Source organism: Serratia bockelmannii, assembly GCF_008011855.1.
Taxonomy (GTDB): Bacteria; Pseudomonadota; Gammaproteobacteria; order Enterobacterales; family Enterobacteriaceae; genus Serratia; species Serratia bockelmannii.
In genome coordinates this window covers 233233-255970 of the sequence record NZ_VOUX01000003.1, presented here as the reverse complement: position 1 = coordinate 255970, position 22738 = coordinate 233233, and the positions used below count along the sequence as shown (strand labels likewise).

Sequence of the window (22738 nt, the reverse complement as noted above, 5' to 3'; positions counted from 1 at the left end):
GGGGCAGATTCCCTCCCCCCAAGCCCAGTAGAAAGATTGATCTTCCTCACTGCCCAAGCGGCTCTGAGGATTATTTCATTGCCTTGCTAAATCGGTTCTTCTATTTTAGCTAACCATCTGACAACGACAAAAATAGGGATTAAGCATGATGAATCGCGTATGGGTACTGGGCGACGCCGTGATCGACCTGGTGCCGGAAAATGCCAACGGTTATCTCAAATGCCCCGGCGGCGCGCCGGCGAATGTGGCGGTGGGTATCGCCCGGCTCGGTGGCGACAGCGCTTTTATCGGGCGTGTGGGGCAAGACGGCTTCGGCGCCTTTCTGCAGCAGGTACTGAGCGATGAAGGGGTGGATATCGGTCATATGAGACCGGATCCCGACCACCACACTTCCACGGTGGTGGTGGATCTCGATCTGCAGGGTGAGCGCTCATTCACGTTTATGGTGCAGCCCAGCGCCGATCTGTTTTTGCAGCCCGACGATCTGCCGGCTTTCCAACGGGGCGAATGGCTGCACCTCTGCTCCATCGCGCTTTCACAAGAACCCAGCCGCAGCGCGGCCTTTGCGGCGATGGAACGCATTCGGGCGGCCGGTGGCCAGGTCAGTTTCGATCCCAACATCCGCGAAGAGGTCTGGCGCCAGCCGGAAGCGCTGCGCCCCTGCCTGCAAAAGGCGCTGTTGCTGGCGGACGTGGTGAAACTGTCGCGCGAAGAGCTGGCTTTCATCAGCCACCTTGACGATGTAGAGAACGGCATCCGCTGGATGATGCAAACCTACCCGACACGCCTGCTGCTGGTGACGCTGGGCGGCGACGGCGTCTGCGTACACGATGGGCATCGCCTGCGCCATTTCCGCGCGCCGTCGATCGTGCCGGTCGATACCACCGGCGCCGGCGACGCGTTTGTCGCCGGTCTGTTAGCGGCGCTGGCACGCCTTCACGAATTGCCGCAGGAAACGCAGTGGCCGGCGGTTATCGCCCAGGCTCAGGCCTGCGGCGCACTGGCCACCACCGCCAAAGGCGCCATGACCGCCCTGCCCCGCGCCGAAGAGCTCACCGCTTTTCTGCGCTGATCCCTGCATCCACGGCGATCCCCTGGGCGCCGTGGTCTTTTACCCCCACGATTTGCGCACTCGATCACAATAGCTGAATCGGGTTAGCAAACTTGATTGCCAGCCCGCTTCTTGATCGTTATCTTTCGCCTTGAAAAACCGGTTTAGCAATTTAGCAAAAAATAATAACAACCCTTACCCGGATGATAGACGATGATGAAAAAACTCAGCTATTTGGCGATAACAACAGGGCTTTTCCTCTCTGCTTCCAATGCAGCGGCCTCGGGCAGCGGCAGCATCGAGGCGCGCCTCAACGCGCTGGAACAGCGCCTGGCGCAGGCGGAACGGCGCGCCGCACAGGCTGAAACCCGCGCGACGGCGGCGGAACGCCGGGCGCAACAGCTGGAGCAGCGCACCGCCAACACGGAACGGCAAACCGCGCAGATTGCGCAGCATACCGCCGCGCCGCAAACGCCAATTGCCCCGATCAGCGCACTGAAACTGAATGGATTCAATGATCTGAAACTGTACGGCGACGTGGAGTTCAATCTGGACGGCGCCAGCCGCAGCGGCCAGCTGACGTCGCTGAAAGGCAGCGACCACAAAGACTGGAAGCCTGGCAACAAAGAACGCTGGGATATCAACGGCCGCATTCTGGTCGGGCTGGACGGCTACCGCCGCAATCCGGACGGCAACTTCTCCGGCTTCAGCGTGCAACCGCTGGCAGACATGAGCGGCAAAATGAACCTGGATGACGCCGCCTTCTTCTTCGGCAATGAAAAGAACTGGCAAACCAAAATCGGCCGCTTCGAAGCCTACGACATGTTCCCGCTGAATCAGGACACTTTCATTCAATACTCCGGCAATACCGCCAACGATCTGTACGCCGACGGCTTCGGCTATATCTACATGATGAAAGAAGGCCGCGGCCGCAGCAGCAGCGGCGGCAACCTGATGTTGAGCAAATACGCCGGTGATGTCTATTTCGAGCTGAACACGCTGGTGGAGGACGGCACTTCGCTGTTCCAGGACAGCCGCTATCACGGCAACGCCCTGGACAATAAGAAAAACGTCGCCTATTTGCGCCCGGTGATCGCCTGGAAAAAAGACGCCTTCAGCATCGCGGCGGCAATGGAAAGCAACGTGGTAAATAACGCCTACGGGTATCAGGACAGCCAGGGCCGCTTCGTCGATCAGTCCAAGCGCAACGGTTACGGCATGACGATGAGCTGGAACAACAGCGCCGCCAACCCGGATAACGGCGTGGTGGCCAACCTGAGCACCGCCTATCTGGATGCCTCAGGCGAGCAAGACTTCACCGCCGGCGTGAACGTGCTGTGGCGGCGCTTCGAACTGGGTTATATCTATGCCCATAACAATATCAAAGAGTTCAATACCGCCGGGATCGCCGCCGATATCCACAACCCGCTCAGCGAACCGGGCAACTACGACATCCATACCGTTCACGCGTCGTATCAGATACCTAACATTATGAATATGAAGAATTTCAATCTGTATTTAGGCGCCTATGTGTCGCTGCTGGAAGCCAACGCCGACAACAAGATCGCCAACGGCGACAACGATCAACGTTACGGCATGCGCGCCAGATTCAAGTATTTCTTCTGACATCGATTCACGACGCTGCGTCGCAAACTGCGCGGCGGCATTTTTATTTAGCAAGGGGACAACATGGACATTACCGCAACCGCCAACGCGCTGTTGCCGCTGCTCGGCGGTAAAGAGAACATCGCCAGCGCCGCCCACTGCGCCACGCGCCTGCGTCTGGTGCTGGTGGACGACAGCAAGGTGGACAAAGAGGCCATCGGCAAACTGGACGGCGTCAAAGGCTGCTTCAGCAACGCCGGTCAAATCCAGGTAATCTTCGGCACCGGGCTGGTCAACAAGGTGCATGCGGAATTCATCAAGGCGGCGGGCGTCAGCGAATCCAGCAAGGCCGAAGCCGCCGATATCGCGGCGAAAAAGCTCAACCCGCTGCAGCGCATCGCCCGCCTGCTGTCGAACATCTTCGTGCCAATCATCCCGGCGATCGTCGCTTCCGGCCTGTTGATGGGGTTGCTCGGCATGGTGAAAACCTACGGCTGGGCCGATGCCAACAGCGCGCTGTTCATCATGCTGGATATGTTCAGCTCGGCGGCGTTCATTATCCTGCCGATTCTGATCGGCTTCACCGCCGCACGCGAATTCGGCGGTAATCCCTACCTGGGCGCCACGCTCGGCGGCATTTTGACGCATCCGGCGCTGACCAACGCCTGGGGCGTCGCCGGAGGGTTCCACACCATGAACTTCTTCGGGCTGGACATCGCCATGATCGGCTATCAGGGCACCGTATTCCCGGTGCTGCTGACGGTGTGGTTCATGAGCCTGCTGGAGAAACGGCTGCGTAAAGTGATCCCCAACGCGCTCGATCTGATCCTGACGCCGTTCCTGACGGTGGTCATCTCAGGCTTTGTCGCCCTGCTGTTTATCGGCCCCGCCGGCCGCGCGCTGGGTGACGGCATCTCCTTCGTGCTCAGCACGCTGATTGCCCATGCGGGGTGGTTCGCCGGGCTGCTGTTCGGCGGCCTCTATTCCGCTATCGTCATCACCGGCATCCACCACAGTTTCCACGCGGTAGAGGCCGGGCTGCTCGGCAACCCCACTATCGGCGTCAACTTCCTGCTGCCGATCTGGTCGATGGCCAACATCGCTCAGGGCGGCGCCTGCCTGGCGGTGTATTTCAAAACCCGCGACGCCAAAATCAAAGCCATCGCGGTGCCTTCCGCCTTTTCCGCCATGCTCGGCATCACTGAGGCTGCGCTGTTTGGTATCAACCTGCGCTTCGTGAAACCCTTCCTGGCAGCGCTGGCGGGCGGTGCGCTCGGCGGCGCCTGGGTGGTGGCCAATCACGTCGGTATGAACGCGGTCGGGCTGACGGCGATCCCTGGCATGGCGATCGTGCAGGCCAGTTCGTTGGTCAGCTATATCATCGGCCTGGCGATCGCTTTTGGCAGCGCCTTCGTGCTCTCCCTGCTGCTGAAATACAACACGGACGCGCAATGATGGAAGAACTCAGCTTAATCAAACAGGCACTGCGGGCGATCATGAACGGCCAGCCACTCGCGCTGCGCGATCCCCACCGCCCGGCCTGGCATCTGGCGCCCAGCGTTGGCTTGCTGAACGATCCCAACGGCTTTATCCAGCACAACGGCGTTTATCACCTGTTCTATCAGTGGAATCCGCTGGGCTGCGATCATCGCAACAAGTGCTGGGGACACTGGCAGTCGATCGATTTAGTGCGTTGGGAACATCAGCCGCTCGCCCTGGCACCAGGTGCCTGTTACGACAGCCACGGCTGTTATTCCGGCTCGGCGGTGGTGGCAGAAGATAAAATCACGCTGATCTACACCGGCAATGTGAAATTCCCCGACGGCTCACGCACTGCCTATCAATGCCTGGCTCAGGAAAGCGATCGGGGCGAATACCGCAAGCTCGGGCCGGTGCTGCCGCTGCCGGACGGCTACAGCGGGCACGTACGCGATCCCAAAGTGTGGCGTCATCAGAATGCGTGGTACATGGTGCTCGGCGCGCGTGACTTGCAGGATCGCGGCAAGGTGCTGCTGCTTCGTTCCAGCGATCTGCGCGCCTGGCAACCGCTGGGCGAGATCGCCGGTTCCGGCCTGCACGACCTGGGTGAATTCGGCTACATGTGGGAGTGCCCAGACCTGTTCTCGCTGGACGACGCCGACGTGTTGATCTGCTGCCCGCAGGGGCTGGCGCCGCAGCCGGAACGCTATCTCAACCGTTATCAGGCCGGCTATCTGCTCGGCAAGCTGGATTACCTGCAGCCGGCCTTCAGCCACGGCGAATTTCGCGAGCTGGACGCCGGCTTCGAGTTCTATGCACCGCAGACGACGCTGGCGGAAGATGGCCGCCGCCTGCTGTTCGCCTGGATGGGCGTGCCCGAGCAAGATGAAGAAGCCCATCCGACGCGCCGTTACGGCTGGATCCACACCATGACCTGCCCGCGCGAGCTGTCGCTGCGGCATGGCCGCCTCCACCAGCGCCCGGCGCGCGAGCTGCAACAGCTGCGCGGCGAGCGAGCATGCTGGCAAGGCTGTGCCGATGATGCCCCCGCCTATGCGCTGGGGGCTGCGGAGCTGCAGTTGACGCCGCAGGGCGCGTTCAGCGCCGCGTTTGGCGAGGCAATGACGCTGAACTGGGACGGCGAAAGGCTGCAGCTGACGCGCGCTTCCCTGGCCGACGGCCAGCCGGAGCACCGTTACTGGCGCGGCCCGGTCACGCATCTGCAGTTGCTGTTCGATCGTTCCAGCGTGGAGATCTTCATCAACCGCGGCGAGGCGGTGATGAGCGCGCGCTACTTCCCGGCCAGCGAGCCGCAACTGCGGCTGTCCGGAAGCGCGCCGCTGGCGTTGGAATACTGGCCGCTGACGCCATGCATGCTAGAATGACGCATCCTCCGATGACTTCAGATGGCGTCAGTGAAAAAAAATAAACGCATTACCATCAGTGACATCGCCACGCTGGCCGGGGTGTCGAAATCGACCGCCAGCCTGGTGCTGAACGGCCGCAGCAAGGAATATCGGGTGTCCGACGACACCCGCGACCGCGTTCTGGCGCTGGCGCACGAACACCATTATCAGCCCAGCATCCACGCCCGCTCTTTGCGCTCCAACCGCAGCCACACGCTGGGGCTGGTGGTGCCGGAGATGACCAACTACGGCTTTGCGGTGATTTCGCGCGAGCTGGAAACGCTGTGCCGCGAAGCCGGTCTGCAGCTGCTGATCGCCTGCACCGATGAAAACCCGGCGCAGGAGATGATGGCGGTGAACAGTCTGGTACAGCGGCAGGTGGATGGCTTGATCGTCGCCTCCAGCCAGTTGAACGATGCAGAATACCAGAAGATCAACGCCGGGCTACCGGTGGTGCAGATGGACCGCCTGATCGCCGGCTCCGAACTGCCGCTGGTGATCACCGACTCGGTTAATGCGACCGCCGACCTGGTGGAAAAGGTCGCGCGCCAACATCCGGATGAGATCTATTTTCTCGGCGGGCAGCCGCGCATTTCGCCGACCCGCGATCGCCTCGCCGGCTTCCAGCTTGGCCTGGAGCGCGCCGGCATCACGTGCAAACCGGAATGGATCATCAACGGCAACTATCACCCCAGCTCAGGTTACGAGATGTTCGCTCAGCTGTGCGCACAGCTGGGACGTCCGCCCAAAGCGCTGTTTACCGCCGCCTGCGGCCTGCTGGAGGGCGTATTGCGTTATCTGACGCAGCATCAGTTGATGGAGAGCGACATCCACCTGTGCAGCTTCGACGATCACTACCTGTTCGATTGCATGACGCTGAAGATAGATACGGTCGCGCAAGACTGCCGGGCGCTGGCGCAGCATAGCTTCGACCAGGTGACCGCGCTCATCGACGAGCGGCCGCTGGAACAGCATGCGCTTTATCTGCCGGGCCGCATCCACTGGCGCCATGCCGGTTCCCGGGCGTTGTTGGCCGGGGAGTGATATTTCTGAATCAATAAAAAAGGGCGCCTGAGCGCCCTTTATCGTTGTGCTGCCGCTATTTGGCGGCGCCTTCCATGCCCACCAGCCCCACTTTCAGGTAGCCGGCTTTACGCAGAGTGTCCATCACGCTCATCAGCGTTTCATAGTCCACGCTCTTGTCTGCCTGGAAGAAGATGGTGGTTTCTTTGTTCGCCTGAGTGCGTTGATCCAGCACCGAAGTCAACTGATCGGCATTCACCGGCTGATCGCCGACGTAGAGCTGCTTGTCGGCCTTCACCGACAGGAACACCGGTTTTTCCGGCCGCGGCTGCGGTTTGGCGGAGGAGGCCGGCAGATCGACGCGAATATCTACCGTTGCCAGCGGCGCGGCCACCATAAAGATGATCAACAGCACCAACATGACGTCGATAAACGGCGTCACGTTGATTTCATGCAGTTCGCCGCTGTCGTCCAGATCTTCATTTAAGCGCATCGCCATGACTCACCCCGCCCGCAGTTGGTGTGCGTGCTGTGAGCGCTTGGCTTCCGCCGTTGCGGCCAGATCCAGATCGCGGCCCTGCAGCAGCAAGACCTGCGCCGCCACGTCGCCTACCTGGGCGCGATGGCCGCTGATGACGCGGGCGAAGATGTTGTAGATAACGACCGCAGGGATCGCCGCCACCAGGCCCATCGCAGTCGCCAGCAGCGCCTCTGCGATGCCCGGCGCCACGACCGCCAGGTTGGTGGTCTGCGAATGGGCGATGCCGATAAAGCTGTTCATGATGCCCCAGACGGTACCGAACAGGCCGACGAACGGCGAGATGGCACCAATGGTGGCGAGGAAGCCGTTGCCGCGGCCCATGTTACGGCTGTAGGCCGCCACGCGGCGCTCGAGACGGAAACCGGTGCGTTCTTTGATGCCGTTGTTGTCGTTGGATTCCGCAGACAGCTCCAGCTCATTTTGCGCATCGTTCAGCAGTACCGCACTGACGCTCTCCGGGGAGAAGTTTTGCGCCAGCTCGGAAGCTTCATCCAGCGAGCGCGCTTCGGCCAGTGCCAACTGCTCGCGGCGCAGACGGCGCTTGGCGCGCAGCAGTTCACTGCCTTTAGCGAACAAAATGGTCCAGGTCACGATAGACGCCAGCACCAGGCCGATCATCACCGCTTTCACCACCGCGTCGGCGTGCTGGTACATGCCCCAAATGGACAGGTCCATGCCGCGGGTTTCCGGTGGCTGGATCGTCGGTGCCGGGTTCACCGGCGTGATGCTTTCCGGCGCAGCGGCTGCAGGTGCCGGCGCGGTGGTCGGCGCAACGCTTTCGGTAACGGCCGGATTGGCCGCCGGCGCTGCCTGCGCGCTGCCGGCCAGCCCCACGACCAGCACCATAGAAGCCATCAGGCTGCGGCCAAAGGCCTTGCCCCACTGCGCCCGGCCCTGGCCGAACGATCCTTGATTTAAATTCTTGCCAGCCGTTTTCACGCTGTGCCTCCACCCATTACCGATCAAAATTAAGGAATAATTCAGCGTGCGATCATATCAAACCAACCGGGGATTGATAGTAGTTCTCATTATTATTTACCAAATAAACGCGAAAATTTTAGCCAGCCCCGCGGCAAAGCGCCAATCCGCGCCCGTTCACCGCCAAACGCTCCTTTTATGGGGTTATTTCGTTACTTTTCTCCCACAACGGTGCAACAAGACCACCCTGCCGAACGACGTCTCGACCGATGAATGGGCTTCTCTCTCGCCGCTCGGCAGAAGGATGAGGCGAGAAATGCGCCGCTGACAGCCAATTATAGCCGTTTCTATATCCAGAAGTTAAAACGTCTGGATGGCTATATCAACTCATGCTAACGTAAGGGCTATCGTAAACGGGCACGTGCAGAGCAACCAGAGGTGAGCCAGGTACCATGACGTCAAAACACATCGAAACCACGCTGATCGGCGCCGGTCGCGGCAAACGCTACACCCAGGGCTCCGTCAATCCCGTTACGCAACGCGCCTCTTCCTTGGTCTTCGACTCCGTCGCCGCCAAAAAGCACGCCACTGCGCAACGCGCCCATGGCGAGCTGTTTTACGGCCGACGCGGCACGCTGACCCACTTCGCCCTGCAGGATGCGATGGTCGAGCTGGAGGGCGGCGCCGGCTGCGTGCTGTACCCCTGCGGCGCGGCGGCGGTGGCCAATGCGATCCTGTCGTTCGTCGGCGCCGGCGATCACCTGCTGGTCACCGGTTCGGCGTACGAACCGACCCAGGATTTCTGCACTCACATCCTCGGTCGCATGAACGTCAGCACCACCTATTTCGATCCGTTGATCGGCGCCGATATCGCCACGTTGATCCAACCCAATACCCGCGTGGTGTTCCTGGAATCCCCCGGCTCCATCACTCTGGAAGTGCAGGATATCCCGGCCATGGTGCAGGCCATTCGTGCCGTGGCGCCGGAGGTGGTGATCATGATCGACAACACCTGGGCGGCGGGCGTGCTGTTCAAGGCGCTGGATTTCGACATCGATATCTCCATTCAGGCCGGCACCAAATACCTGATCGGCCATTCCGATTACATGCTCGGCACCGCCGTCGCCAACGCGCGCTGTTGGGATCGGCTGCGCGAGTACTCCTATCTGATGGGGCAGATGGTGGATGCCGACACCGCCTACATGGCGAGCCGCGGCCTGCGTACCCTGAGCGTGCGCCTGAAACAGCACGAGCGCAGCAGCATTGAGGTCGCCAACTGGCTGGCCGAACGGCCGGAGGTGGCGACGGTCAATCACCCAGCCCTGCCCAGCTGCAAGGGCCACGAGTTCTACCGCCGCGACTTCAGCGGCTGCAACGGGCTGTTCTCTTTCGTGCTGAAAGAGCGGCTGGATGATGCACAGCTGGCCGCTTACCTGGACAACTTCAGCCACTTCAGCATGGCCTACTCCTGGGGCGGCTTCGAGTCGCTGATCCTGGCCAATCAGCCGGAAGAGCTGGAAGCCATCCGTCCGGCGGGCGGGGTCGATTTCTCCGGCACGCTGGTGCGCATACACATCGGTCTGGAGAACGTCGAAGACCTGATCGCCGATCTGGCGGCCGGTTTCGATCGCCTCAACGGCGTGCGCTAAGGCGGATTCCGGTAATTTTCTTCGTCTCGTTTAATGTCGGCTTAAGCTATTAGCGGTACACTAACCGGATAACTGTCAGATACGGTAACCGCCGCATCCTGGAGAACGTGACCCCGGGCGCAACCGGCATGCAACAGGACATAAAATGGATGTATTACGAGAGATTATTCATGCGCTTTGGCAGCAGGACTTTATCGCCCTCGCCGATCCTAGCGTGATTTGGGTGGTTTATGCCGTGCTTTTCACCACCCTGTTTTTGGAAAACGGACTGCTGCCCGCCTCCTTCCTCCCCGGCGACAGCCTGCTGCTGCTGTCGGGTGCGCTGATCGCCAAAGGCGTGATGGGCTTTGCCCCCACCCTGTTGATTCTGACCGCCGCCGCCGGTCTCGGCTGTTGGCTGAGCTATATCCAGGGCCGCTGGCTGGGCCACACCGGCCTGGTGAAAGGCTGGCTGCTGCAATTGCCGGCGCAATATCACCAGCGCGCTCATAACCTGTTCAATCGCCACGGGCTGACGGCGCTGCTGATCGGCCGTTTCCTCGGCTTCGTGCGCACGCTGCTGCCGACCATGGCCGGCATTTCCGGGCTCAACAGTTCGCGCTTCCAGGTGTTCAACTGGCTGAGTGCGGCGATCTGGGTCTGCGCGCTGGTCGGCCTCGGCTACGCGTTCAGCCAAATCCCTCTGGTGAAACGCTACGAAAGCCAGGTGATGACCGGCCTGATGCTGCTGCCGCTGTTGCTGCTGTTCGTCGGCCTGCTGGGCGCCATGCTGGTGATCTGGCGTAAAAAGCGCGCCTCCTCCTCCTGATCCAGGCGCACTACAGCGCCTTCTCAACCAACGCCAGACTGGCGGGCAACTTGCTCACCAGCGTATCCACCGCCAGCCGCACCTTCAGCGGCAGGTGGGGCGTGTGTGGCCATACCGCATGCGCATCAAAGGCGGCGCCGGGCCGATCGCGCAGTAAGCGCACCAGCGCCCCGCTCAACAGCTGCTCACGCACCAGCCAGCACGGCAGCCAGGCGATGCCGAAACCCGCCGTCGCTGCATCCGCAATCGCCTGCAAATCGTCCATCTGCAACCGGTTATTCGGCATCACGTCCTGCGGTTTGCCGTTCTCGTCCAGCACCCGCCAGCTGCGCCGCGCGCCGGCGCGCATATAGGTCACCGCCTCGTGCTGAGCCAGTTGCTCAATGCTGTGAGGTTCGCCGCACCGCTGCAGATAGGCCGGCGAGGCGCACAGCGTCATGCGGTGATCGCCGATACGACGCGCCACCAGCCCGCTGCTGTTGGCCAGCGTGCCGTTACGGATCGCCATATCGAAACCGTCCTCAATCAGATCCACCACCCGATCGCTGAATGACAGCTCCAGCTCCAGGCCAGGGTGCTCACGCGTCAGATCGGTCAGCAACGGCGCAATACACATGCGGCCAAACAGCACCGGCATCGACACCCGCAGCCGGCCGCTGACCTGCCGCTTGCCCGACTCCAGCAACGTTTCCGCGCTGCGGATCTCCTCCAGCGCCCGCAGGCAGCGCTCATAGAACAACGCACCGTCGTCGGTCAGGCTCTGGCTGCGGGTGGTGCGATGAAACAGCCGCACGCCCAGCCGCTGTTCCAGCCGGGCGATGGTTTTCCCTACCGCCGAACGCGACAGGTGCAACCGACTGGCCGCCAACGCAAAACTGCCCGCCTCCACGGCGGTGACGAATACCGAAATGCCGCTCAATCGATCGCTCATGATTTGTCGCTCTGAAAGAAACAATCTGCGGAAATCTTATCGCCACTGGCGAACCTCTATCAACGATATTATCGACAGGTCGTTAATCGCTGACTTTGGAGAACATCATGACCGACACGATGCAACGCTGGACGATGGACGCCCTGGGGCGTGAACACCTGCAGCTGACCACCGACGCGATCCCGCAGCCGGGGCCACACGAAATCAGAGTGAAAGTGAAGGCGGTAGCGCTCAACTACCGCGACAAAATGATGATTGAAAGCGGCATGGGGCTGACGCTGCCGCAGTCGTTCACCCCCGCCTCTGACATGGCCGGCGAGGTCGACGCTATCGGCCCCGGCGTCAGCCGGTTCCAACCCGGCGCCCGGGTCATCTCCACCTTCAGCCCCGGCTGGCTCGACGGCCGGCAAAAACCGTACGGCGATGCGCGCCAGGTGCCTTACCACACCCTTGGCGGCTTCTATCAGGGCGTACTGGCGGAATACGTGATTTTGCATGAAGACTGGCTGGTGGCGGCGCCGACGTCGCTGGACGACGCGCAGGCCAGCACCCTGCCGTGCGCCGGGCTGACCGCCTGGTTCGCGCTGGTAGAGCAAGGCAAACTGCATGCCGGCGAGACGGTGCTGGTGCAAGGCACCGGTGGCGTGGCGCTGTTCGCGCTGCAGATCGCCAAAGCGCACGGCGCCGAGGTGTACGTGACCTCCGGCAGCGATGAAAAGCTGGCGCGCGCCCGGGCACTGGGCGCCAGTCACGGCATCAACCGGCTGAATGGCGATTGGGTGGAGGCGGTTTATGCGCTGACGCAGGATCGCGGCATCGACCATGTGATCGACACCGTCGGCGGCCCGAATCTCGGCAACTCAGTACGCGCCGTGGCGGTGGGCGGCCGCATCTCGGTGATCGGCGTGCTGGCGGGCGCCGAGATTTCCGCGCCCGCCGGCCTGCTGCTGCTGAAATCGGCGCAGATCCAGGGCATCGGCGTCGGCCATCGCCGCGCGCTGGAAGATCTGGTGCGCGCCGTGGACGCCGTCAACCTGCAGCCGGTGATCGATCAGGTATACCGCTTCGACCAGCTGCCGCAGGCGTTGGATCATCTCGATCGCGGGCCGTTCGGCAAGATCGTTCTGACCCCGTAAACGCGGCTCAGCCCTCCAGCAGCAGCGGATTGGCATCGCGCAGCCGGGCGACTTCATCGCTCGGCGTCATGCCGAACAGCCGTTTGAATTCACGACTGAACTGCGACGCGCTCTCGTAACCGACGCGGATCGCCGCCGTGCTGGCCTTCAGACCGTCATGCACCATCAACAGGCGCGCCTTATGCAGCCGGTACGATTTCACGTACTGCAGCGGAGAGGTGTTGGTCACCGCCTTGAAGTTATGGTGAAACGCCGACACGCTCATGTTGACCTCGCTGGCCAACTGCTCGACGTTGAGATTGTCGGCATACTGATTTTCTATGCGCCGCAGCGCCTTGGCGATCTGGCTGAAGTGGGTATGTCGATTAACCAGCTCCTGCAGCGACGCACCGCAGGTGCCGCGCAGCACATAGTAGAGGATCTCGCGCACGATCTGCGGCCCCAGCACCCGGGCGTCGAGCGGCTTGGCCATCACGTCCAGCAGGCGTTCAGTGGCACACAGCAGCGCTTCCGTCAGCTCGGCCAGATTTACCCCGTTGCTCTCCGCCCGCGGCTGCATCAGGTAGTCGTCGTCGCCGATATCGATCAGCAAATCCTGCAGCATTTGGGTATCGATATTGACCGCCAACCCCACCAGCGGCAACTCCGGGCTGGCGAAGGTTTCGCACTCGAACGGCAGCGGCACCGTCATCAGCAGGTAGTTGCGCGGATCGTATTGGAACACCTTGTTGCCGCAATAGCCGACCTTGTGCCCCTGAAAGATGATGACGATCCCCGGTTCGTACATTACCGGTTGACGCGGGCAGTGGCGATCGACATACAGGATCTTCACCCGCGGCACCGGTGACGGCGTATAGCCGTTGCCGGTGGCGATAGCCATCGCCTGGCGTGCCATGCGGCTGCGCAGCGCATCGATTTCAGTCACGGAAACCCCCTCTTACAGTCAGAACGATTCGGCATAAATCATAATTTAAATCTCTCCATTTCTACAGGCAGTTGTAGAAATAGGCAAGAACCAAACAGGAATGTGCATTGTGCGTTGCCGCCAGGTTCCTGACAATACGGGCCAGACACCTTTGCGCCGCGTTGGCGCCCGCCTGACAGAAAGAGAGAAATCAACCATGCAAAACTTCATTCTGCATACCCCAACCAAAATCCTGTTCGGCAAGGACCAAATTGCCGACGTGGCCGGCCAGATCCCAGCGGACGCACGCATCCTGATCACCTACGGTGGCGGCAGCGTGAAGAAAAACGGCGTGCTGGATCAGGTGTACAGCGCGCTGGCCGGCCGTGACGTGCGTGAGTTCTCCGGCATCGAGCCGAACCCGACCTACGAAACCCTGATGAAAGCGGTCGAGGTGGTGAAAGCGGAAAACATCGATTTCCTGCTGGCGGTCGGCGGCGGTTCGGTGGTTGACGGCACCAAGTTCATCGCCGCCGCGGCCCGTTATACGGCCGACAGCGATGCCTGGCATATTCTGCAGACCGTCGGCAGCCACATCACTGACGCGGTGCCGATGGGCTGCGTGCTGACGCTGCCGGCCACCGGTTCCGAGTCCAACAGCGGCGCGGTGATCACCCGGAAGAGCAGCGGCGACAAACAGCACTTCTTCTCGCCGCTGGTGCAGCCGCGCTTTGCCGTGCTGGATCCGGTCGTGACCTACTCGCTGCCGCCGCGCCAGGTAGCCAACGGCGTGGTCGACGCCTTCGTACACACCCTGGAGCAGTATCTGACCTACCCGGTCGACGCCAAGGTGCAGGATCGCTTCGCCGAAGGCCTGCTGCTGACCCTGCTGGAAGACGGCCCGCGCGCGCTGGCCGAGCCGGAAAACTATGCGGTGCGCGCCAACGTGATGTGGAGCGCTACCATGGCGCTGAACGGCCTGATCGGCGCCGGGGTGCCGCAGGACTGGGCGACCCACATGCTGGGCCATGAACTGACCGCCATGCACGATCTCGACCACGCACAAACGCTGGCCATCGTGCTGCCGGCGCTGCTGCACGAGAAGAAAGCGCAGAAGCGCGAAAAACTGCTGCAGTACGCTGACCGCATCTGGGACCTGCGCGAAGGCAGCGAAGACAGCCGCATCGACGGCGCCATCGCCGCCACCCGCGCCTTCTTCGAACAGATGGGCGTACCGACCCGCATGGCGGATTATCAGCTCGACGGCAGCAGCATTCCGGCGCTGCTCGACAAGCTGCATCAGCACGGCATGACCGCCCTGGGCGAGCATCAAGACATCACCCTGGACGTCAGCCGCCGCATTTATGAAGCGGCGCGTTAATCGCAAAACGGCGATTTTTTGCTAGGCTTTAGTCTCCGTCAGCCATTTTTCGCCGCATCCGGCGCCCGGCCGATCGCCGGGCGTCGTCGGGCGCCTCAGCGCGCCGCCGATCGTTTCGCACCCCTCGTCTTACCGCTCATTCGCAGGGAGAGCGGAGTGAACGTCGCTCTACCGCCACCGCTGAAATTAGGCTGGCAAACCCGGCAACCGCCCACTTTGCCAACTAGAATTTATCTATAGCCGTTTCGGTGCCGCAGGCGCCGCAATCCGTACACAAGGAGATGCGCATGACAACGCAACAACCCATCATCAAACTCCACGATGGTAATCTGATGCCGCAGTTGGGTCTCGGCGTTTGGCAGGCGAGTATTGAAGAGACCACCCACGCGGTCAGCAAAGCGCTGGAGATCGGTTACCGCTCCATCGACACCGCCGCGATCTACAAGAACGAGGAAGGCGTCGGCGCCGCGCTGCAGTCCAGCGCGCTGCCGCGCAGCGACCTGTTCATCACCACCAAACTGTGGAACGACGATCAGGGCGATCCGCTGGCGGCGCTGGAAACCAGTCTGGAAAAGCTCAAGCTGGACTATGTTGATCTGTATCTGATCCACTGGCCGCGCCCACAGCAGGATCAATACGTCTCCGCCTGGCGCGAGCTGATCAAACTGCGCGAACAAGGCCTGGTGAAAAGCATCGGCGTATGCAACTTCCATACGCCGCACCTGCAGCGTCTGTTGGATGAAACCAACGTGGCGCCGGTCGTCAACCAGATCGAGCTGCACCCGCTGCTGCAACAGCGCCAACTGCGCGCCTGGAACGCTACGCACCATATCGCCACCGAATCCTGGAGCCCGCTGGCGCAGGGCGGTGAAGGGGTATTCGACCAGCCGCTGATCAAAGCCCTGGCCGAGAAATACGAGAAAACCCCGGCGCAAATCGTGGTGCGCTGGCACCTGGACAGCGGTCTTATCGTGATCCCGAAATCCGTCACGCCGTCGCGCATTCGCGAAAACTTCGAGGTGTTTGATTTCAAACTCGATAAGGACGAACTGGGCGAGATCGCCAAGCTGGACGTCGGCAACCGCCTGGGGCCGGATCCGGATACCCTGTAAACCCACGCTCAAGCCCTCTCCCGCCGGAGGGGGCTTTTCCTTCCCACACATTGCTCCTTTGCGCCGCCTGACGTTATGATGACGACGCCGGAGGCTCCGGCCACCGGTTAACGCCGTTAAAAAACAGACAAGCACGGAGCACCATGAAATTCTCTTTCTCACACGGGTCACGGCTGGGCATGCTTTGCATCATGCTGGTGCTGGCGGGTTGCGCCGGCAAGAAACAGCGCGTCAGCTACGATCGCCACGCCTTCGATAGCGCCATCAAAGACGCCGCCAGCGAATACGGCGTGGACGCCAAGCTGATCACCGCCATGATCCAGGTGGAGTCCGGCTTCAACCCTTCCGCAGTGAGCAGATCCAATGCGATCGGCCTGATGCAGCTGAAAGCCGATACCGCCGGCTGCGATGCCTACCGCTACAAAGGCAAACGCGGCTGCCCGGACGACGATGACCTGCGGGATCCCGACACCAATATCGATCTCGGCGCCGCCTATCTGGCCACCTTGCAAAAACAACAGCTTAAAGGGATCGCCAATCCCGTCACGCTGCGCTACGCCACCATCATCGCCTACGTCAACGGCACCGGCGCGCTGCTGCGCACCTTCTCCAGTAACCGCCAGCAGGCGATCGCGATGATCAACAACCTGTCGCCAGAAGCCTTTAACTGGCACGTGCGCAAATACCATCCCGCACCGCAGGCGCCGCGCCATTTGATGAAAGTGGAAGCCGCTTACGAACGGTTGTAATTAGCTAAAGTAAAAAGGAGAACCCCCGGGTTCTCCTTTTTGTTTGCGCACGCGGCGTGGTCGTTACGGCTTGGCCTTGCGAATCGGCTTGCGCGGCGGCCGGTTGGACGGCGTGCGCTGCCGATTAATATCGGTATGTTTGGTCAGCGCCGGCCGGGTGTGGCGCTGCAGCCGTTTCGCCTCGCGCTGCTCGTCGATGCTCGGCGCCGGCACCAGACACTCGCGGCGGCTGCCGATCAGGTGCTTCAGCCCCATCTCTTCCAGCGCGGTGCGGATCAGCGCCCAGTTGGCCGGATCGTGGTAACGCAGCAGCGCCTTATGCAGGCGACGCTGGCGCTCGCCGCGCGGCACCACCACGTCTTCGCTCTTGTACCCCACCTTGCTCAGCGGGTTTTTGCCGCTGTAATACATGGTGGTGGAGTTGGCCATCGGCGAAGGATAGAAGTTCTGCACCTGATCGAGGCGGAAACGGTTCTTCTTCAGCCACAGCGCCAGGTTCACCATGTCTTCATCGCGGGTGCCCGGGTGCGACGAGATGAAGTACGGGATCAGGTACTGCTCTTTGCCCGCCTGCTTCGAATAGTGATCAAACAGCTGTTTGAAGCGATCGTAGCTGCCCATGCCCGGTTTCATCATTTTCGACAGCGGGCCTTCTTCGGTGTGCTCCGGCGCGATCTTCAGGTAGCCGCCGACGTGGTGGGTCGCCAGTTCCTTGATATAGCGCGGATCTTCCACCGCCAGATCGTAACGTACCCCGGAGGCGATCAGGATCTTCTTGATGCCCTCCAGCGAACGCGCGCGGCGGTAAAGCTTGATGGTCGGCTCGTGGTTAGTGTCCATATAAGTGCAGATCTCCGGATACACGCACGAGGCGCGGCGGCAGGTCTGCTCGGCGCGCGGGTTAGTGCAGCGCAGCATGTACATGTTGGCGGTCGGGCCGCCCAGATCGGAGATCACGCCGGTAAAGCCCGGCACCTTGTCGCGGATCTCTTCGATTTCGCGAACGATCGAATCTTCCGAACGGCTCTGGATGATGCGCCCTTCATGCTCGGTGATCGAACAGAACGAACAGCCGCCGTAGCAACCGCGCATGATGTTCACCGAGAAACGGATCATGTCATAGGCCGGAATGCGATCCTGGCCATAGGACGGGTGCGGCACACGCTGATAAGGCAGGGCAAAGACGCTGTCCATCTCCGGCGTGGTCAGCGGGATCGCCGGCGGGTTGATCCACACGTAGCGGTCACCGTGTTTCTGCATCAGCGCGCGGGCGCAGCCTGGGTTGGTTTCATGGTGCAAAATGCGCGAGGTGTGCGCATACAGCACCTTGTCGCCCTTCACTTTCTCGAAGGACGGCAGCAGCACGTAGGTCTTCTCCCACGGCTTCGGCTTGGCGGCGCGCACCGTGACAGGCTTGGCTTCCGGCTCTTTCGGTTTGGCGCCGTCGGCGCACGGCAGATCCTCGCCGTACGGGTTCGGGATAGGTTCGATGCGGCCCGGCTTGTCGAGGCGGGTGGAATCCACGCCGCTCCAGCCCGGAAGCGCTTCTTTGCGCATCACCGCGGTATTGCGAATATCGTGGATATCGCCGATTTTCTCGCCGGCGGCCAGACGGTGCGCCACTTCCACCAGCGGGCGTTCGCCGTTGCCGTAGATCAGCATGTCGGCTTTGGAGTCCACCAGCACCGAACGGCGCACGGTATCCGACCAATAATCGTAGTGGGCGATGCGGCGCAGGCTGGCTTCGATGCCGCCCAACACGATCGGCACGTCTTTATAGGCTTCTTTGCAGCGCTGGCTGTAGACCAGGGTAGCGCGATCCGGGCGTTTGCCGCCGACGTTGCCGGCGGTGTAAGCATCGTCGTGGCGCAGTTTGCGATCGGCGGTATAGCGGTTGATCATCGAGTCCATGTTGCCGGCGGTGATGCCGAAGAACAGGTTCGGTTTCCCCAACCGCATGAAGTCTTCTTTGTTGCTCCAGTCCGGCTGCGCGATGATGCCGACGCGGAAGCCCTGCGCTTCCAGCATGCGGCCGATGATCGCCATGCCGAAGCTCGGGTGGTCGACATAGGCGTCGCCGCTGATGATGATCACGTCGCAGCTGTCCCAGCCCAGTTGATCCATCTCGGCTCGCGACATCGGTAAAAACGGCGCGGTGCCATAACATTCCGCCCAATAAGGCTTATAGGAAAACAGTTCACGATCGGGTTGGATCAGGCTGGTGGTGCTCATTCTGCCGCTCTTTTTACAGGTTAATTAATCGCCGGGCGGCGATTATACGCACTAGTGACAAAAAGAGCATGGTTATTTCGCTAACCATTCACCTCGAATTCATAAACATCGCTGCGGCACAAGATATCACTGTACTCCAATGCCTCGCCCCGGGCGTTGCGGCTGGTCTGGATGATGTGCAACAACGGCGCGCCGCACGGTACGTTGAGCAGTTCGGCGACCTCGTCGCTGCAGGATACCGCCTTCAACAGAAAGTGTTTATCTTCAGGCACGATGCCGCGCGATTGCCATAGCGCATACAGCGAATGTTCCAGTTGCCCCGGTTCTGGCAGGAAGCGCGGCGGTATATAGGTAGTTTCCAGCGAGACCGGGCTGCCGTTCAGCAAGCGCAACCGCCGCAGTTTAATCACCTCGTCTCCCTCCGCCAGCCCCAGCGCCGCCGCGGCCTTGGCCGGCGCGCCGACCCGGGTGCGCAGCAGCCATCGATTGCTGACGCGGCTGCCGTGGCGCAGCGCCTGAGCGGTGAAACCGCTGTCCTTATCGAGGGAATAACCAATGTGCATCGCCACGCGGGTACCAACGCCCTGCTGCCGCGAAATCAGCCCCTTCTCCTCCAGCAGCTTCATCGCCTTGCTGACGGTGACGCGCGACAGCGCCAGGCCTTCCGCCATCTGCCGTTCCGGCGGCAAAAACGCCTCCGCCGCCAACACCTGCTGCCTGATTGCAGTTTCTATCGCCGTCGCCAGCTGAATATAACGCGGCGCTACCGCCCCCTGCGCCAGATGGCCACGCAGCCAGGCCATAAAATCCGTCATTCGCCCGCCCTCCTGCTTATGCCATTTGTCTGAATTTCATTTTTATCCTATCGCCTGTCCAGCGATAGGCCCCTCACCTTAACTAAAATATCGCTAATGTTTTCAGAGTGGCATCACAATTTTTGCCTAATGGACTTTCATTGGATCTAGATCGCGCGTAATCTGTGCTTATTGATGTTGATACATCAATAGCACCAACACCAGGGACCCACTTTAAAAACAATAAAAAACCCGCTGCCAGCCCTAAAGGATACCCTTGATGGCCGGCAGCGGGCATATACTGCCAGCACAAACGGCCGATAATAAGCAACGGAGCTAATGGATAGCTTGCTCACGGCTCATAGCCGCGTCACAGGATCCTATCGCGTGAGCGAACCGGACTGATGTCGGCAAATAGAAACGTACCCGCTTCGCCAACCCCCGCTGCAGACCCACTCTTTGGCTACACTCATTGGCGCCGTGCGGCCGACGTGCCTCACCCGATAAGGCGGATACCGCCCTCATTTTGACAGACCTGGCGGTCTCAGCCGCTACACACTGCGCGGAATCGGCGTCGTCCCCCAACAACGGGATAGCCGGCCTCAACCGCGCCAACGGAATCGATTTTCAGTCAACTGCGGCGGCCCTCGCGGCCCTGCGCAACAGGGATCATTTGCTATGACCGATATCAATCGCAATGAAGCATGGAAGGTAGAAAGCACCGGTATCGACCGGGTGCCGGACGCGGAGCAGACCGGCAAGCCCATCGAGCTGTTTTGGATCTGGTCGGCGGCCAATATCGGCATCCTCGGCGTGGTGTACGGCGCCATCATCGTCGGCTTCGGCTTATCCTTTCTGCAATCGGTACTCGCCGCGCTGGTCGGCGTCGCCAGCTTCGTGCTGGTCGGCCTCACCAGCTTCGCCGGCAAGCGCGGGCGCACCTCTACGCTGACGCTGTCGCGAGTGATTTTCGGGCTGAAGGGCAACGTGGCGCCCACCCTGTTCAGTTGGATCAATCTGATGGGCTGGGAAGCGGTCAACGTGATCACCGGCACCCTGACGCTGGCGGCGCTGTTCGAGGCCTTCGGACTGGGGAGCAGTCACCTGCTGACCGCGCTCAGCCTGCTGCTGTTCGGCGGGCTCACTGTCGTCGTCAGCCTGCTGGGGCAAAATACCGTGGTCTGGATGCAAAGCTGGTTCAGCCGCATCTTCGGCACCATGACGCTGATCGTGGTGCTCTATATCCTGTTCAACACCGAGTGGAGCCAGGTGTTGGCGCTGCCTTCCGGCAGCTGGTTGACCGGCTTCCTGCCGGCGGTATCGGTGATCGCCGCCGGCACCGGCATCAGCTGGGCAATCGCCGGCGCCGATTACAGCCGCTATCAAAGCCCGAGCTCGTCGAGCAAAGGCATTTTCGCCGCGGTGATGGGCGGTGCCTGTTTGCCGCTGATGCTGCTGATGCTGGCCGGCATTCTGCTTTCCGTGCAGCTACCCGATCTGGCCAGCGCCGCCAACCCCATCGCGCTGATTGGCTCGGTGCTGCCCGCCTGGATGGCGATCCCTTATCTGCTGGCCGCCACCGCCGGCATCGTCACCATCGCGGTGCTCAGCCTGTATTCCGCCAGCCTTAATCTGCTGACCATCGGCGTGCAGGTCAAACAGTGGTTGGCGGTATCGATCGACGCGGTCGTGGTGCTGGGCATCGCCCTGTATGTGCTGTTCATCTCCGGCGACTTTATGGGGCCGTTCATCTCCTTCCTGGTGTTCTGCGGGGTGTTCCTGGCGGCCTGGGAGGCGATTTTCCTGCTCGATTACCTGTGCCTGCGCCGTCGCCACGGGTATGATGGCAACGCTTTGTACGGCCTGCATGGCCAGAACCGCGGCGTGCGCAAAGCCCCGCTGTTTTGCTGGTTCCTCGGCGCCCTGTGCGGCCTGCTGGTCACTAAAACTGGTTTTATCGACGGCCCGCTGGCCAAAGGCTTGTTTGCCGATTCCAGCCTGGGGCTGTTTGTGTCGTTTGCGGTGAGTCTGATCGCTTACGGTCTGTACCTGACCCAACGCAGAGAACATCAATGAGTGAGTGGGAAGCTGTAACACCTGTCCTGGTGATTGGGGGCGCGGTCGGCGATCTGGTGATGACGCTGCCCCGCCTGCCGACCAGCGGCGAAGATATCGAAGCCCAGCCGCAGGCGCGGCAAATCGGCGGTTGCGCGTTCAACGTGGCGCGCGCGCTGACGCGCCTTGAAGTGCCGGTGATCAACGGCATGCCGGTTGGCAACGGCGAATGGGGCGCGGCTGTCGAAGCCGCCATGGGCGAACTGGGGCTGGAGGTGCTGTTGCGCCATGGCCAGATGGACAATGGCTGGTGCCTGGCGCTGGTGGAGCCGAACGGCGAACGCACCTTCATCACGGTTTCCGGTTGCGAAAGCCAATGGAATAAAGCGCAGCTGGCCACGCTGCCGCTGACGGAACACACCCTGATCTACGCCAGCGGCTACGAGCTGGCGGGCGAAAACGGCGAAGCGCTGCGCGAGTGGCTGACGCGCATGCCGTTCGACCAACCGCGTCTGATCGATCCCGGCCCGCGCATCGCCCAGCTCAGCGAAGATTTCTTCGCCATGCTCAGCGACAGCCACACCCTGCTGACGCTCAACCGCGACGAAGTGGCCGCGCTGTGCGGCGCAGGCGACGCCGTGGAGGCCGCGCAACGCTATGCCGCCGCCCGTAACATGACGCTGATCTGCCGCCTGGATCGCGACGGCGCGTGGATCTGTGACGGCCGCACACCGCCGCTGCACGTTCCCGCCTATCCGGTAGACGTCATCGATACCATCGGCGCGGGCGATGCCCACTGCGCCGGTTTACTGGCGGGCCTGTCCGCCGGCTGGCCGCTGCCGCAGGCGGTCGATCTGGCCAACCGGGTCGCCGCCTGCGTGGTGGCCAGCCTCGGCGCCGCCAATCCGCCGGACCGGCCCCAACTGCAACAGCGCTTCCCGCAGGCCTGACGTTTCAAGGCGCC

General features: G+C 61.6%; 19 protein-coding genes. 13 read left to right on the top strand and 6 right to left on the bottom strand.

Annotated elements, in window-relative coordinates; all coding sequences use genetic code 11:
- Positions 1-145: 145 nt before the first annotated feature.
- From FOT55_RS05745 to FOT55_RS05725, 5 genes are all read left to right on the top strand, one after another.
- Entirely contained in the window at positions 146-1072 is a 927-nt protein-coding gene (locus FOT55_RS05745) for an aminoimidazole riboside kinase (protein ID WP_147823216.1), read from the top strand.
- Positions 1073-1267: 195 nt separating this feature from the next.
- Positions 1268-2677, top strand: a complete 1410-nt coding sequence (locus FOT55_RS05740; protein WP_025304278.1) for a carbohydrate porin — start codon at positions 1268-1270, stop codon at positions 2675-2677.
- Positions 2678-2740: 63 nt separating this feature from the next.
- Positions 2741-4111, top strand: a complete 1371-nt coding sequence (locus FOT55_RS05735; RefSeq protein WP_147823215.1) for a sucrose-specific PTS transporter subunit IIBC — start codon at positions 2741-2743, stop codon at positions 4109-4111.
- A complete protein-coding gene (locus tag FOT55_RS05730) occupies positions 4111-5520 on the top strand; it encodes a glycoside hydrolase family 32 protein (protein WP_147823302.1) in 1410 nt (469 codons plus the stop codon). Before FOT55_RS05735 ends, FOT55_RS05730 begins: the two co-directional genes overlap by 1 nt.
- Before the next feature lie 21 nt (positions 5521-5541).
- The gene (locus FOT55_RS05725; RefSeq protein WP_060434570.1) at positions 5542-6585 is read left to right on the top strand and encodes a substrate-binding domain-containing protein; all 1044 of its coding nucleotides are present in this window, start codon (positions 5542-5544) and stop codon (positions 6583-6585) included.
- Between the two features lie 55 nt (positions 6586-6640).
- On the opposite strand, the gene exbD is transcribed toward FOT55_RS05725, so the two are convergent.
- Positions 6641-7063 (bottom strand): TonB system transport protein ExbD, encoded by a 423-nt coding sequence (gene exbD / locus FOT55_RS05720; RefSeq protein ID WP_004937307.1) that lies wholly within the window; start codon positions 7061-7063, stop codon positions 6641-6643.
- A 3-nt stretch (positions 7064-7066) separates the two neighbouring features.
- Positions 7067-8044 (bottom strand): tol-pal system-associated acyl-CoA thioesterase, encoded by a 978-nt coding sequence (gene exbB, locus FOT55_RS05715; RefSeq protein ID WP_072269874.1) that lies wholly within the window; start codon positions 8042-8044, stop codon positions 7067-7069.
- Positions 8045-8475: 431 nt separating this feature from the next.
- On the opposite strand from exbB, the gene metC reads away from it, so the two are divergent.
- Both metC and FOT55_RS05705 read left to right on the top strand, forming a co-directional pair.
- A complete protein-coding gene (gene metC, locus FOT55_RS05710) occupies positions 8476-9672 on the top strand; it encodes a cystathionine beta-lyase (RefSeq protein ID WP_025304284.1) in 1197 nt (398 codons plus the stop codon).
- Positions 9673-9817: 145 nt separating this feature from the next.
- Positions 9818-10480 (top strand): DedA family protein, encoded by a 663-nt coding sequence (locus tag FOT55_RS05705; RefSeq protein ID WP_025304285.1) that lies wholly within the window; start codon positions 9818-9820, stop codon positions 10478-10480.
- A 10-nt stretch (positions 10481-10490) separates the two neighbouring features.
- Here FOT55_RS05705 and FOT55_RS05700 read toward each other — a convergent pair whose 3' ends face one another.
- The gene (locus FOT55_RS05700; RefSeq protein ID WP_025304286.1) at positions 10491-11411 is read right to left on the bottom strand and encodes a LysR family transcriptional regulator; all 921 of its coding nucleotides are present in this window, start codon (positions 11409-11411) and stop codon (positions 10491-10493) included.
- A 107-nt stretch (positions 11412-11518) separates the two neighbouring features.
- Between FOT55_RS05700 and FOT55_RS05695 the strand changes: the two genes are divergently transcribed.
- Positions 11519-12547, top strand: coding sequence for a zinc-dependent alcohol dehydrogenase family protein (locus tag FOT55_RS05695; RefSeq protein ID WP_060448055.1), 1029 nt, complete (start codon positions 11519-11521; stop codon positions 12545-12547).
- 7 nt (positions 12548-12554) lie between these two features.
- Here FOT55_RS05695 and FOT55_RS05690 read toward each other — a convergent pair whose 3' ends face one another.
- Positions 12555-13442 (bottom strand): AraC family transcriptional regulator, encoded by an 888-nt coding sequence (locus tag FOT55_RS05690; RefSeq protein ID WP_227255625.1) that lies wholly within the window; start codon positions 13440-13442, stop codon positions 12555-12557.
- Positions 13443-13668: 226 nt separating this feature from the next.
- Between FOT55_RS05690 and yqhD the strand changes: the two genes are divergently transcribed.
- From yqhD to FOT55_RS05675, 3 genes are all read left to right on the top strand, one after another.
- Positions 13669-14832, top strand: a complete 1164-nt coding sequence (gene yqhD / locus FOT55_RS05685) for an alcohol dehydrogenase (protein ID WP_089181352.1) — start codon at positions 13669-13671, stop codon at positions 14830-14832.
- Positions 14833-15119: 287 nt separating this feature from the next.
- Positions 15120-15944 (top strand): 2,5-didehydrogluconate reductase DkgA, encoded by an 825-nt coding sequence (gene dkgA / locus FOT55_RS05680; RefSeq protein WP_046687817.1) that lies wholly within the window; start codon positions 15120-15122, stop codon positions 15942-15944.
- 143 nt (positions 15945-16087) lie between these two features.
- On the top strand, positions 16088-16693 hold the full coding sequence (locus FOT55_RS05675; protein ID WP_025304291.1) for a transglycosylase SLT domain-containing protein: 606 nt from the start codon (positions 16088-16090) through the stop codon (positions 16691-16693).
- Between the two features lie 63 nt (positions 16694-16756).
- Here FOT55_RS05675 and FOT55_RS05670 read toward each other — a convergent pair whose 3' ends face one another.
- Positions 16757-18925, bottom strand: coding sequence for a YgiQ family radical SAM protein (locus tag FOT55_RS05670; RefSeq protein WP_025304292.1), 2169 nt, complete (start codon positions 18923-18925; stop codon positions 16757-16759).
- Positions 18926-19005: 80 nt separating this feature from the next.
- Positions 19006-19740 carry a GntR family transcriptional regulator gene (locus tag FOT55_RS05665; RefSeq protein WP_043142111.1) on the bottom strand — a complete coding sequence of 245 codons (735 nt, stop codon included), beginning with the start codon at positions 19738-19740 and terminating at the stop codon, positions 19006-19008.
- A 657-nt stretch (positions 19741-20397) separates the two neighbouring features.
- Here FOT55_RS05665 and FOT55_RS05660 point away from each other — a divergent pair.
- Positions 20398-21795: a purine-cytosine permease family protein gene (locus tag FOT55_RS05660; RefSeq protein WP_147823214.1), complete on the top strand. Its 1398-nt coding sequence runs from the start codon at positions 20398-20400 to the stop codon at positions 21793-21795.
- Positions 21792-22724, top strand: coding sequence for a PfkB family carbohydrate kinase (locus tag FOT55_RS05655; RefSeq protein WP_147823213.1), 933 nt, complete (start codon positions 21792-21794; stop codon positions 22722-22724). The genes FOT55_RS05660 and FOT55_RS05655 overlap by 4 nt, the downstream gene beginning before the upstream one ends.
- Positions 22725-22738 lie beyond the last annotated feature (14 nt).